Raw genomic sequence first — 11,877 nt, 5'->3', positions numbered from 1 at the left:
TTATGGTGTTTTACTTTAAAACCTTGCTTAAAAAAGAGCGCACGACGCGCGATTTTATGAAAAATAATCTCCAAGATACCGAAGTCGTCATCCGCAAGTTACAAATCCAGCTCCAGCGCGGCCTTGGCAACATCGACATACTCACCGACGAACTAAACAAAGTCAAAAACGATGCCAACGCCCTTCGCACCAGAAACTCGCAGTACCGCCTGGAAAACGACAAACTCCGCCAGCGCATCCGCGAGCTAGAGGGCAAAATCGAAGCGCTACTATAAATCAAATTTAAAGGCAAAAAATGAAAGAACTAGACAAAGCGGGAAAGGAATTTTTATTAAATTCTATCCGCTGCATAAACGATTTTCCAAAACCGGGCATAGTATTTCGCGATATCACGACGCTGCTAAACAACAAAGAGGCGTTTAATTTTTTAATGGATCATCTAGTTGCCAGATACGAGGGCGCAGATATCGACTTTATCGCGGGCATCGAGTCGCGCGGATTTATATTCGCAGCAGCTTTGGCGGCTAGGCTACGGCTGCCTTTCGTACCGATTAGAAAGCCTAAAAAACTGCCATATATCACGATCTCGCAAAAATACAGCCTAGAATACGGCGTGGACGAAGTGCAAATTCACGTTGATGCATTCGGCGAAAAAGCGGGTGCAAAGGTGCTTTTAATCGACGATCTAATCGCTACGGGAGGCACGGCTAAGGCTAGCGTCGAGCTAATCAATCAAACAAACGCCGTTTGCGTAGAGGCCTGCTTTTTGATTGATTTAAAGGATCTGGGCGGTAGCGCAAATTTACGCCCGCTAACTAAAATTTACAGCATTTTGGAGCTATGATGGAAGAATTTTTTACGAAATTACTCATCGAGTACGGCTACATCATACTTTTCGTCTGGTGTATAATGGAAGGCGAAATGGCGCTCATAATGGCGGGAATCCTCTCTCATCAAACGCATATGCATATCGTGCCGGCTATATTCGTAGCAGGCCTGGGCGGCTTTGTCGGCGATCAAATTTACTTTTATCTAGGCCGCTATAACAAAAAATATATCGCCAAAAAGCTTCATACCCAGCGCCGAAAATTCGCCATCGCGCACATAATGCTGAAAAAATACGGCTGGCCGATCATCTTTATCCAGCGCTATATGTACGGCTTTCGCGTCATCATACCGATGACCATAGGCCTAACCGGATACAGCGCGAAAAAATACGCGCTCATCAATCTAATAAGCGCGTGGTGCTGGGCCGCGATCACGGTAATTCCCGCGTGGATTTTAGGCGAGCACATACTCGATATCCTGCACAAAGCAAAAGAGCACTGGTACGTCGCTGTGCCGGTAGTAGCGCTGTTTTTGGGCGCTTTGCTCTACGGCTTTAAGCGCATAGAAAATAAAATTTTAAACGAAAGGAAACATAGAGGTGCAATTTCAAATAGTAAATAAAAATTTAGACGAAATCAAGGCTGATTTGGAGCTGATTTTCGTCGTAGATAAAAACCTAAAACATAAATTTATAAAAGACGAAAAGGCGTTTAAATTCGCCAACTATAAGGGCGAGAGCGTCTTGCTTTTGCTAGAAAGCGGCAGGATTTACGTCCCGCTAAATAAGCTTGACTACGACGAGCTTCGCATAGCCGCGGCAAAAGCCTATAACGCCGTAAAATCGCTAAACGTCAAAAGCCTAAAACTAGCCTCATACGTCGCAGGCTGCCAAAAAATGAGCTTTCAGGCTCTAACCGAGGGCTTTTTGCTGGGCGCTTACGAATTTAACAAATACAAAGAAAAAAAAGAAAAATACGCGCTTAAAGAGATTATTTTTAGCAGCGAGGAATTTAGCGGCGAGATCGTGCGCGAAAACGACGCGCGGGACGGCTTTGCTCAGGGCGAGATAATCGCTACGGCGACAAATTTCACCAAAGACGTCGTAAACGAAATACCAGAAATCTACACGCCGCAAAAAATGGCCGAAGACGCGCAAAATCTAGCTAAATCTAGTCCAAATTTAAGCTGCAAAATTTACGACGAGAAATTCCTCGAAAAAGAAAAGATGAACGCATTTTTGGCCGTAAACAAAGCTAGCGTCCATCCGCCTCGCCTCATCCATCTTATCTATAAGCCAAAAGGCGCAAAAAAGCGCATAATCTTCGTCGGCAAGGGACTAACCTACGATAGCGGCGGACTTAGCTTAAAGCCGGCTGATTATATGCTGACTATGAAAGCCGACAAAAGCGGCGCGGCTGCGGCGATGGGTATAATTAAAGGCGCGGCGGAGCTAAATTTGCCGTTTGAAATTCACGCTATTTTAGGCGCGACCGAAAATATGATCGGCGGCAACGCCTATAAACCAGACGACGTGCTGATCTCTCGCAGCGGAGTTAGCATCGAGGTGCGAAACACCGACGCGGAGGGTCGTTTGGTACTAGCCGACTGCCTTAGCTACGCACAGGATTTTAAACCCGACGTGCTAATAGACATGGCGACGCTAACGGGCGCTTGCGTGGTCGGACTTGGCGAATACACAAGCGGCATAATGGGTAACAACGAGGAGCTAAAGGCTGAATTTAAAGCAAAAGCGGCAAAAAGCGGCGAGCTAAATACGATTTTGGAGTTTAACCCGCACCTACGCGAGCTGATCAAAAGCCAGATCGCAGACGTCAGCAACACGGCGTCCAGTCGCTACGGCGGCGCGATCACGGCAGGGCTCTTCCTAGATAAATTTATAAAAGACGAATTTAAAGACAAGTGGATACACCAAGATATCGCAGGCCCCGCATACACCGAAAAAGCTTGGGGATATAACCAGGCGGGCGCGACGGGAGCGGGCGTGCGAATGAATCTTTATTATCTATGCGCTATGGCAAAGGAGCTGTAATGGGACTAGCAGTAGGTATCGTAGGTTTGCCAAACGTCGGCAAATCAACCACGTTTAACGCGCTAACCAAAGCGCAAAACGCCGAGAGCGCAAACTATCCGTTCTGCACGATCGAGCCAAACAAAGCCGTCGTGCCGGTGCCCGATAAGCGCCTAGGCGAGCTAGCCAAAATCGTAAATCCAAATAAAATCCAATACTCCACGATCGAATTCGTCGATATCGCAGGGCTAGTAAAGGGCGCAAGCGCGGGCGAGGGCCTGGGAAATAAATTTCTCTCAAACATCCGCGAAACCGAGGTGATTTTGCACATCGTGCGCTGCTTTGAGGACGAAAACATCACGCACGTAGAGGGCGGCGTCGATCCCGTCAGGGACGTCGAGATCATCGAGACCGAGCTCATCCTAGCCGACATCGAACAGCTAAATAAAAAAATCGAGCGCCTAACCCGCGAAGCTAAAGCAAACGCAAAAGGCGCGAAAGAGGCTCTTGAGACGGCAAACGCGCTGCTAGCCCACCTAAATGGCGGCAAAAGCGCGAGCAGCTTCGGCGGCAAGGACGAGGAAGCGTTTATAAATTTAAACAAAGAGCTAAGACTGCTTAGCGCAAAAGAGGTCATCTACGGCGCAAACGTCGGTGAGGACGGTATCTCGGAGGATAACAAATACGTACAGGCGCTTCGCGAATTTGCCGCGCGCTCGGGACACGAGGTTATCAAGCTTTGCGCCAAGATCGAAGAGGAGCTAGTAGGCCTTAGCGACGAAGAGGCGCACGAGTTTTTAAGCTCGCTAGGCACGAACGAAAGCGGCCTGGAAAAGATCATCAAAACGGCGTTTGCGAAGCTAAATTTGATCAGCTATTTTACCGCTGGCGTCGTCGAGGTGCGCGCATGGACGATCGTAAAAGGCTGGAAAGCGCCAAAAGCCGCCAGCGTCATCCACAACGACTTTGAGCGAGGATTTATCAGGGCCGAGGTCATCGGCTACGAGGACTACATCGCGTGCGGCGGCGAAAACCCGGCCAAAGAGGCGGGCAAAATGCGCCTAGAAGGCAAGGACTACGTCGTTCAAGACGGCGACGTGATGCATTTTAGATTTAACGTTTAAGCTACGGCGAAATTCAAATTTGCGGCGTTATACGCCTGCATTTTCGCCGCAAGGCGGTTGCGGGCGCAAAACGTTTTCTTTAAGAACGCAAGAAAAGGCGCCTGTATCAAAATAGACTAGCAGGGCGTATCGCTTTGCAGTTGTAGCAACAAACTCTCAAAGCAGGCTAAATTTAACTTTTAGGCAGACTTAATTTAGGGTTAAAATTGGCCATTTTACCGCTACTTTTTATTACCGAGTTTTGTCTGCAAACGATGTTTGCGGAAACGTAAACCGTTCTTTAAAAAAAGCGGTAAATCATCTACGCCAAAGCCTTGCAGATAGCGTTTTGGCAATTGCGACCGCTAGAAGCAAGCAAGTGGAGCATATCGTTTTGCGCTGCGTAGCGACGAACCGCAATTCGGTCAAATTTGGCTTTGCTAGCCGAGCGGTTTTTGGCTAAATTTGACCGCCCCCCCTTTCTTGCCGCGCAGCTTAAGAGCCTAAGCGCGGGCAAGATAAATTTTTGCATCGGAGTTTTTGGCTACTCTAGCAACCGCACCATAAAATTTTAGTCTTTGAAAACTCGGTTAAATTTAGCTCGGTGCGGGTTTTGTAGCTCAAATTTGACTCGCGCTAAATTTAAGGAAAAATTTGAAAAAGATCATAGCCGTTTACCTAACTGCGCCAAATTTACTCCGCACTCAAATAATTTTCAAGGATACCAAGATTGCGTAGTTTTAGCGCATCGTCGCACTATTTAGGTAGTGCGTCCAGATGTTACGACCTATCGACAGCAGTATGCAAACTCTACAAAGAAGCAAAATAGATTAAATTTGAGAAAAATAAAGCTAGTAAAATTTAACAAAGGAGCGCGGTGATAAAACAGCTCTTGCTAATACTTGTTGCTCTAAATTTCGCTATCGCAAATTTGACGGACGAAGCTCAAACCGCCTACGACTCGGGCGATGAGCAAACGGCGGCAAAAATTTGGCAAAAAGCGTGCTAATCAGGCGAGGCGCGCGGATGCGCAAGGCTTGGGTTTTTATACCAAAGCGGCAAAGGCGTAAAGCAAGATGACGAAAAAGCCGGTAAATTTTACCAAAAAGCCTGCGACGCAGGCGAGCTAAGCGGATGCGACAGCCTAGCTTCGCTACACTAAAATAGCGGCGAACATGCTAAAGCCGCCGCTATTTTTGAACAAGCCTGCGAAAAAGGATTTGGTTTAAGCTGCTATAATCTAGCTCAAATTTACGAAGCGGGCGGCGGCGTCGCACCGGATGAAAGCAAAGCGCTAGACCTCTACGTAAAAGCCTGCGAGCGCGGATACGCCGTAGTTTACTACTATCTAGGCGGTATGTATGAGGACGGCTGGGAGGGCAAAAACGATGAAGCAGTGGAAAATTCAAAAAACGCGCTCAAATTTTACTCGCTTGAGTGCGAGGGCAAAATTTACGAAGCGTGCGAGGCTTTGGGCAGGCTTTACGAAGACGGCGAGGCGGGTTTTGCGCAGGATATCAAGGCTGCTAGATCCTACTACGACAAGGCCTGCGCCGCAAATGCCTACAAATGCGAGGGTAGCCAGCGTCTAGACGAGCTACAGGGCGGCTGGGCGCAGTATCAAAGCGGGCAGTTTGAGGCGGCCTACGAGCTAGGCAAAAGCTCTGCGACGCAGGCGTAGCAAACGACTGCGCGGCGCTAGGAGAGCTCTACGCAAAGGGGCTCGGCGGAGCGCGGCAAGATAGCAAGCAAGCGGTTAATTTTCACGAGAAAGCCTGCGAAGGCGGATTTGGAGCTTCTTGCGCCGAGCTTGGCGAGATGCTATCTCGGGGACGCGGCGCAAAAAAGGACATTCCGCGCGCGCTGGAGCTTTTTGAAAAAGCTTGCCTGCTTTGGCGGCTGGATGCTTGCGAGAGTCTAGCGGATGCGCATTTTGAGGGTGCGGATGCGGCGCAAGATATAGCAAAAGCCTTTAACTTTTACGGGATCGCCTGCCACAACGGACTAAAACCGGCCTGCACGAACCTGGGCGCGATCTATGAAAGAGGCGTAGGCGAAGCGATAAAAGCAGACGAAAACGAGGCCGAGAGCCTTTTTCGCGAGGCTTGCGAAAAGGACGACGCGCGCGGGTGTCTAAATCTAGCGCGCTGTCTTGAGAGTAGCGATAAAAAGCAAGCTGCCGCACTACGCCAAAAGGCGCAAAAGCTGCACGAAAAAGAGTGCGAGGCGGGGCTAGCCAAAAAGTGCATGTAATTTAAAAAATCAACTAATAAAGGAGAAAAACATGAGTTTTAAAAGAGTTTCGCTTGCCGCCGTGGCGGCCGTTTGTTTATTTTTAGGCGGTTGCACCCAGCCTAGAACTACGCAGATAGAGCTGCCAAAAAGCGCGCTAGATAGCGTAAATCTACCAAACGAGGTAGCCATAGACGGCGAAAAATTCGTCTTAAAGCAAAAAAACGCAAGAACGGCGGAATTTTATCTACCGAATGAAAAAGTCAGCTTTAAATGGAGCAAGCTAGTAAGCGTCACCGTCGATGAAAACGCCGATATCAACGAATACCAAAGAGCCTTTATAACCGCGCTAAAAAGCGGGCAGTTCGGCAAAGCCGAGTATGATTTCAAGTCTATAAACGATAAAGAGTATCAAGCTTACACGATCTACTATCCGATCGCGGGCAACCCCGATTTTGACAACTACGAGATCAATCTAATCAACGTAAAAAGCCTTAACTGCGGGCTTAGAGTCACGCACTACGCGCTAAAGTTCCTAAATATCGCCGATAGAAGTAAATTTCACACGCTAATCAAGCAAAAAATGCCGATATTTTTAGCGCAAATGCCGCAGGTCGAGTGTAAATAAATTTACTTTCGGGCGTTATTTTAGCCGCCGCTAAATTTAGCGCCCTCTTTGCGGGCTTCAAATTTGACCAAAAAATCACGCCAAATTTGACGCTTTGACTGCACAAGCGGTCAAATTTGACGAGCGTAACGGCTTCAAATTTAACGCCGATCGGTTTTAGGCGGCAAATTTACGCTTCATGCCTACTTAAACGTTAGATAAAACTACCCAAAGGAAAAATATGGAAAACGGCGGACTGGCTGTGTATTTCGGAGAAAATTTGGCGCAAATTTTATCGCAAAAGATAAAAGCGGTTTATCCTAAATTTGACGCGCAGAGCTACTGCGGGCAAATCGCAAAGAGCACGCCGAGTCTCGGTTATTCGCAAAGGATTTTGGCGCACGCAAACGCGCTAAATGAACTTTTGCCGCCGGATTTTAAGCGCGCGGCGGAGATTTTGGTCGCGATTTTGGGCGAGGAAAACCCGAACGAAACGGGCATGTTTAAGCACTTTTACTGGACTTTGCCGCTGGCAAAATACATCGAAATCTACGGTCTAGACGACTTTGAAACCTCAATGGGCGCGATCAGGGAAATCACGAAGCACGGCACGGGCGAGTACGCGGTGCGCGCCTTTATCAAAAAATATCCGCAAGACTCGCTAAAAACCATGACGCAGTGGGCGCGCTCGTCAAATTTCCACCTGCGCAGGCTAGCGTCCGAGGGTCTGCGACCAAAGCTGCCGTGGGCTAGCAGGCTGGAGCTTTTCATTAGCGATCCGAGCCCGGTTTTTGCAGTACTGGAGATACTTAAAGAGGACGAGGTGCGCTTCGTGCAGCGCTCGGTCGCAAACAACGTCGCGGACTATCTAAAGGTAAATTTCGCCGCCGCAAAGGAGCTGCTCGTGCGATGGCAAAGCTCGCAAAACAAAAACACGCAGCAAATCATCCGTCACGCGACGAGGAAGATAAAAATCTAAGCCCAAATGAGAATTTGGCGTAAACGACTTGTAAATTTAAAGCTAGCGTAAGCAGTGTAAAGCCATGCGAAATCTCTACCCTAAAAGCTAAATTTAGCCGCCAAATTTACGCCGCCAGGCAAATTTTATTTAAAATCCAATCGTTTTTGAAAGGTCGAGTTTTAGAAATTTCTCAAAGTTGCCGCTACGAGCTAGGTATAAAGGTCGTCAAATATCGCTCATACGCCGCGATTTTACGGATGAAAAATCGGTTTTTTCCGCGCGTATTCATGAAAAATTTAGCGAGCAAATCTCGCTAAGCCTCGGAGGTGTTTATTCGTTTATATTCATTTTTACTCTGTTTGACGTTTAGTTTTAGCTTCGAGCAAGGCGTGCAGCTGCTTTTTGCTATACTGATAGTGCGGGCGCTCATACGGGTAAAAGTCCACCTGCCAAGGACTTCTAAATCTCTGCAAAATCGGCTCCATATCGCCGTCTTTTAAGTCGGTAAAATAAAGAGCGGATAGATTAGGAGTATTTGCTAAAAATTTCAGATCCGCCACCCTATCTAACATCAATCTTTCTAAACTATTTGACGCAAGGTTTATGTTTAGCAACTTGGTGTATTTTTTATCAAGACCGTTTTTAGCTTAGGGCAGCTAGATAGCGCATCGATATTATGCAGATTACGGCAGTAGGAGATGGATATCTTTTCTAAATTTTTAAGCTCTCTTATGCCGTTTAGGGTTTTGGTTTTAGCCTGTACCAGCCAAATCTCGCGCAAACTAGCGCAGCGTCCCAAGTCGCTAAAATCCTCATCCTCGTAATGCCAAATATGCAGCTCCTCTAAACTAGGGCAAGCGCCTAAATTTACCATGCATTTATTCCAGTTCGTATAAAGCGTTTTTAAACGGCGCAAACGCGAAAAATCCAAAATCTTTTTAGTTTTCCAAGCGATATCTCTCGTAAAATGAAGCAGATACAAGGTCTGCAAGGTAGGTATATCATATAGCGTATCAAAGTCGGTAAAACAGTAGCTAAGGGTTTTTATAGGAAATTTCGCCAGCCAAGACAAATCATCACCCTCCTCGGTGCGCCGCTTTTGTAGCGGATCGTAGTCTAGGCCAAACATACTTGCAGTCGTAGGGCTTTCTTGCGTATGCGAGACGGCTACGCTGTAATCTTCTAAATCAACCTCGCTAAGTAGCGACGCCCCAAGCTCCGGTTCGTCTGCATAAAGATATACTGCCCTTGATTCGCGGTTTATTTCGCTTTTCGTCATCTATTTGCCTTGCAAAGTTGATTTTATGCGGATTAAATTTATGGATAAAATCTAGCAGACTCGTTAAAAACGCTTAGTAAGCCTCTTTTAGATTTACTCTCGCGGCGGTTTGTAAAACGCTAAAATAGCCTGCTAAATTTTGCCTGTTTTTAGATTTACTATAGCATTGCGGCAAAGACAAAGCACGGAGGCTAAACCTCGTCCGCTCTATCTAAATTTTACGCTTAAAAGTAAAATTTCTCTCCTAAATTTACCCGCTAAAACCGCCCAAAGCCAGCCTAACAAAACGCAAGCTGTAGCGGCGCGCCCGAAATAAACCTGCGCCCGAAAATCAGATACCCAAATAAAATCTAAAAGCTAACCAAACGCCTATCGCGCCTACTAAAACTCCGCCCGCAAAGGCCGAAGCGACGTAGAGTTTTTGCCTTTTTCTAATCTGCTCGAATTTCTTTTCGTGATGCTTTTTCACGCCTTCAAAGGTCAAATTTAAGATCTTTTCATTCGTTTGATTTAGCGCATCGGCAAAGCTCTTTATCTGCTCGTCGTTGATATATCGCATGGTCTTGCGCGTCGCGTTAGCCAGGCGCTCGTAGTCCTCGCTGTTTTCCCAGAGCTCGACGACGGTGTTGTTTTCGATGCGCTCTTTTAGCTCTAGCGTCTCTTTTAGCTCGTTTTGTTCGACTAGTTGCGTTCCCATCACACCTCCTTAGTTGATAGTTCCTATCTTGTCACCGTATTTTAGCTTTTGCTCGGCTGCTAGATCAAATTTGACCGCGCCCTGCTCGCAAAGGATGAGGATCGTAGAGCCCAGCTCAAACATCCCCAGCTGCTCGCCCTTTTTCGCGCTTAAATTTTCGTATTCATAAAGCGCGACGTTGCCGGCGCAGGCGTTTGTCTGTATGCGCGCGTCAAAGTCAAATTTCATCTTGCCCACGTTTAGCGCGCCGACGAAGACCAGCCACATCTTTTTGCCGCTTGCAAGCTCGCATTTTAGCACCACGCGCTCGTTTTTGGCATAAAGATTTGGCACCTTTAGCAGCGCGCTAACGGCCACGCTATATAGCTCGCCAGGCACATAAAGCGCGGACAATATCCTCATATCGCAAGGCGCATGGTAGCGGTGATAGTCGCGCGGGCTCAGATAAATATTTACGTACTCTAGCTCGGCGTCTCGCTCACTGCGGTCCATACTATCGCCCAGAAGCTCTGCTATACCGTACTCGTGGCCCTTGACGCTGATCGCTTTTAGCTCCTTGCTAACTCCGCGCTCCAGGCACGTGCCGTCGCTAGGACTGATAAAGGCCTGCGGCGAAACGTCAAAATTTCGCGGACGCTGTAGCTCGCGGGTAAAAAGCGCCGTCAGGCTCTCGTACTCCTTTGGCTGCTTAAACTCGCTCATGTCGATTTTAAAGCCGCTTACGTATTTTTCATTGATAAATGTTTGCAAAACCCTCGGAAATCTAACCGCCGCTACAAACCCGAATATCCTAGAAATAAGTCCCCTCATACAACTCCTTTTAGTCTTAATAACGAAATCTCGCTAGGCGCCATCACGCGCACCGGCGGCCCCCAAAATCCAGCACCTCGGCTAACGTAAATTTGCGTATTTTTGTTCGCGCTATATAGCCCGGCGACGTATTTTTGATCGAGCTTTACTAGCAGCGAAAACGGGAAAATCTGTCCGCCGTGCGTGTGTCCGCTTACCACTAGATCCACGGGCGCGCTTTCGTCCATGTATTTTAAAAACTTAGGCTGATGAGCGAGCAAAACGGTAGGCAAATTTACGTCGCGACCGTCCAGAGCCGCGACTAGATCTGGCTCGTATGCCTTAAATCTTAAACCGATGATATCATAAACGCCGGCTAAATTTACCCCGCCCACGCGCGCGTTTTCGTTGCCTAAAATTTTAAAATTCGTTGTCTCTCGGATCGCTTTTAGCGTACCGTCTATGCCGTTATAGTACTCGTGATTGCCCGGTACGTAAAAGGTGCCGTATTTGCTCTTTAGCTCGTTAAATGGCGCGATAAACTCGGCCAAACGGTGCGGTGGCAGATCCGCGATATCGCCCACGATCGCGACCGCATCGGCATCAAGCTCGTTTACGCGCCTAGTTACCGCCCGCGCAAAGTCCGCTCCTAAAAAATCGCCTAGATGGATATCAGTTAAAACCGCGATCTTTAGCTCGCCATTTAGCCCCTTTAGCTCGATATCCTGAGTTTTTACTTCGGGCAATTTTACGGCATTAAAGATACCTCTAAAAAAGTAGCTAAACGCCAAAATAAGTATCGTGACGTCAAGATAAAGACGCAAAAATTTACGCCTACTATCGCTAAACGCGCGCTTGGTTACGGGACGAGCGGTGAGCGCGACGACGTTCGTAAAAAGTACGAACGAAAAGATAATAAACGTCAGCGCCAACATCAACGAACAGGCGATGCGAAGGCTAGGTCCCAAAAAGTTAAACCGCAGCGAAAAAGCAAGCGCGACGCCGCCGATAGCAAGCGTCAGGAAAAACAGCCCAAGCGCCCTTTTATGCACAGCAAGCGGCCTGAGCGCGGCATCTGCGAAAAGCCCGCGATAAGAAACGTAATTCATAAAAATAATGATCAAAGACGATAGAACATAAAACATTTCGTAAATTTAGCCAAAATTATTAAATATCTAACCACTGAGCGCGGCAAATTTGAGGAAATTTAAACGCAGAGGCAAAGCGTAAGCTAGAAACGCATTTTTACGCGACGATATCAGTGCGGGCGGAGGGTAAATTTGATAGCTTATCTGGATAAATTTAGCGCTTAATGCTGCGTTGATTTGTAGCGCCGAAATGTAAATTTGATT

General features: G+C 47.4%; 15 protein-coding genes and 2 pseudogenes. 12 read left to right on the top strand and 5 right to left on the bottom strand.

Going from position 1 to position 11,877, the window contains the following annotated elements; translation table 11 throughout:
• Positions 1 to 2: 2 nt before the first annotated feature.
• From RYL88_RS08210 to RYL88_RS08155, 12 genes and pseudogenes are all read left to right on the top strand, one after another.
• Complete coding sequence (locus RYL88_RS08210) at positions 3 to 275, top strand: hypothetical protein (protein ID WP_314990471.1); 273 nt, start codon at positions 3 to 5, stop codon at positions 273 to 275.
• Positions 276 to 295: 20 nt separating this feature from the next.
• Entirely contained in the window at positions 296 to 844 is a 549-nt protein-coding gene (gene apt / locus RYL88_RS08205) for an adenine phosphoribosyltransferase (RefSeq protein WP_122874170.1), read from the top strand.
• On the top strand, positions 844 to 1,449 hold the full coding sequence (locus tag RYL88_RS08200) for a DedA family protein (protein WP_314990469.1): 606 nt from the start codon (positions 844 to 846) through the stop codon (positions 1,447 to 1,449). Before apt ends, RYL88_RS08200 begins: the two co-directional genes overlap by 1 nt.
• Positions 1,427 to 2,878: a leucyl aminopeptidase gene (locus tag RYL88_RS08195; protein WP_314990467.1), complete on the top strand. Its 1,452-nt coding sequence runs from the start codon at positions 1,427 to 1,429 to the stop codon at positions 2,876 to 2,878. The genes RYL88_RS08200 and RYL88_RS08195 overlap by 23 nt, the downstream gene beginning before the upstream one ends.
• Positions 2,878 to 3,981, top strand: coding sequence for a redox-regulated ATPase YchF (ychF, locus tag RYL88_RS08190; RefSeq protein WP_314990465.1), 1,104 nt, complete (start codon positions 2,878 to 2,880; stop codon positions 3,979 to 3,981). Before RYL88_RS08195 ends, ychF begins: the two co-directional genes overlap by 1 nt.
• Before the next feature lie 856 nt (positions 3,982 to 4,837).
• Positions 4,838 to 4,969: a hypothetical protein gene (locus RYL88_RS08185; protein WP_314990463.1), complete on the top strand. Its 132-nt coding sequence runs from the start codon at positions 4,838 to 4,840 to the stop codon at positions 4,967 to 4,969.
• A 60-nt stretch (positions 4,970 to 5,029) separates the two neighbouring features.
• Positions 5,030 to 5,122: pseudogene (locus RYL88_RS08180) on the top strand (sel1 repeat family protein); the annotation flags it as partial.
• Between the two features lie 30 nt (positions 5,123 to 5,152).
• A pseudogene (locus tag RYL88_RS08175) lies at positions 5,153 to 5,242 on the top strand (sel1 repeat family protein); the annotation flags it as partial.
• A 75-nt stretch (positions 5,243 to 5,317) separates the two neighbouring features.
• Entirely contained in the window at positions 5,318 to 5,641 is a 324-nt protein-coding gene (locus RYL88_RS08170) for a hypothetical protein (protein WP_314990462.1), read from the top strand.
• A 137-nt stretch (positions 5,642 to 5,778) separates the two neighbouring features.
• Positions 5,779 to 6,213 carry a tetratricopeptide repeat protein gene (locus RYL88_RS08165; protein WP_314990460.1) on the top strand — a complete coding sequence of 145 codons (435 nt, stop codon included), beginning with the start codon at positions 5,779 to 5,781 and terminating at the stop codon, positions 6,211 to 6,213.
• Positions 6,214 to 6,244: 31 nt separating this feature from the next.
• Positions 6,245 to 6,820 (top strand): hypothetical protein, encoded by a 576-nt coding sequence (locus RYL88_RS08160; RefSeq protein ID WP_314990459.1) that lies wholly within the window; start codon positions 6,245 to 6,247, stop codon positions 6,818 to 6,820.
• 220 nt (positions 6,821 to 7,040) lie between these two features.
• Positions 7,041 to 7,778: a DNA alkylation repair protein gene (locus RYL88_RS08155; RefSeq protein WP_314990457.1), complete on the top strand. Its 738-nt coding sequence runs from the start codon at positions 7,041 to 7,043 to the stop codon at positions 7,776 to 7,778.
• A gap of 332 nt (positions 7,779 to 8,110) precedes the next feature.
• On the opposite strand, the gene RYL88_RS08150 is transcribed toward RYL88_RS08155, so the two are convergent.
• The 5 genes from RYL88_RS08150 to RYL88_RS08130 all read right to left on the bottom strand — a co-directional run bounded on the left by RYL88_RS08150 (position 8,111) and on the right by RYL88_RS08130 (position 11,577).
• Positions 8,111 to 8,332, bottom strand: a complete 222-nt coding sequence (locus RYL88_RS08150) for a hypothetical protein (protein WP_314990455.1) — start codon at positions 8,330 to 8,332, stop codon at positions 8,111 to 8,113.
• Positions 8,333 to 8,367: 35 nt separating this feature from the next.
• Complete coding sequence (locus tag RYL88_RS08145; RefSeq protein ID WP_314990453.1) at positions 8,368 to 9,039, bottom strand: hypothetical protein; 672 nt, start codon at positions 9,037 to 9,039, stop codon at positions 8,368 to 8,370.
• 331 nt (positions 9,040 to 9,370) lie between these two features.
• Entirely contained in the window at positions 9,371 to 9,736 is a 366-nt protein-coding gene (locus RYL88_RS08140) for a hypothetical protein (protein ID WP_314990451.1), read from the bottom strand.
• Between the two features lie 9 nt (positions 9,737 to 9,745).
• Positions 9,746 to 10,546 (bottom strand): phosphatidylserine decarboxylase, encoded by an 801-nt coding sequence (locus tag RYL88_RS08135; RefSeq protein WP_314990449.1) that lies wholly within the window; start codon positions 10,544 to 10,546, stop codon positions 9,746 to 9,748.
• Entirely contained in the window at positions 10,543 to 11,577 is a 1,035-nt protein-coding gene (locus RYL88_RS08130) for a metallophosphoesterase (RefSeq protein WP_314990447.1), read from the bottom strand. The genes RYL88_RS08135 and RYL88_RS08130 overlap by 4 nt, the downstream gene beginning before the upstream one ends.
• Positions 11,578 to 11,877: the final 300 nt, after the last annotated feature.

Origin of the sequence: uncultured Campylobacter sp. (assembly GCF_963517995.1) — a bacterium.
Taxonomy (GTDB): Bacteria; Campylobacterota; Campylobacteria; order Campylobacterales; family Campylobacteraceae; genus Campylobacter_A.
The sequence above is the reverse complement of the archived record's forward strand: the minus strand, read 5'-3'. Positions and strand labels throughout refer to the sequence as shown.

Bases quoted from the DNA above. Each gene is read 5' to 3' on its own strand.
- RYL88_RS08210 (WP_314990471.1), top strand. From the start codon at position 3: ATGGTGTTTTACTTTAAAACCTTGCTTAAAAAAGAGCGCACGACGCGC.
- apt (WP_122874170.1), top strand. From the start codon at position 296: ATGAAAGAACTAGACAAAGCGGGAAAGGAATTTTTATTAAATTCTATC.
- RYL88_RS08200 (WP_314990469.1), top strand. From the start codon at position 844: ATGGAAGAATTTTTTACGAAATTACTCATCGAGTACGGCTACATCATA.
- ychF (WP_314990465.1), top strand. From the start codon at position 2,878: ATGGGACTAGCAGTAGGTATCGTAGGTTTGCCAAACGTCGGCAAATCA.
- RYL88_RS08170 (WP_314990462.1), top strand. From the start codon at position 5,318: ATGTATGAGGACGGCTGGGAGGGCAAAAACGATGAAGCAGTGGAAAAT.
- RYL88_RS08165 (WP_314990460.1), top strand. From the start codon at position 5,779: ATGCTATCTCGGGGACGCGGCGCAAAAAAGGACATTCCGCGCGCGCTG.
- RYL88_RS08160 (WP_314990459.1), top strand. From the start codon at position 6,245: ATGAGTTTTAAAAGAGTTTCGCTTGCCGCCGTGGCGGCCGTTTGTTTA.
- RYL88_RS08155 (WP_314990457.1), top strand. From the start codon at position 7,041: ATGGAAAACGGCGGACTGGCTGTGTATTTCGGAGAAAATTTGGCGCAA.
- RYL88_RS08150 (WP_314990455.1), bottom strand. From the start codon at position 8,332: ATGTTAGATAGGGTGGCGGATCTGAAATTTTTAGCAAATACTCCTAAT.
- RYL88_RS08145 (WP_314990453.1), bottom strand. From the start codon at position 9,039: ATGACGAAAAGCGAAATAAACCGCGAATCAAGGGCAGTATATCTTTAT.
- RYL88_RS08140 (WP_314990451.1), bottom strand. From the start codon at position 9,736: ATGGGAACGCAACTAGTCGAACAAAACGAGCTAAAAGAGACGCTAGAG.
- RYL88_RS08135 (WP_314990449.1), bottom strand. From the start codon at position 10,546: ATGAGGGGACTTATTTCTAGGATATTCGGGTTTGTAGCGGCGGTTAGA.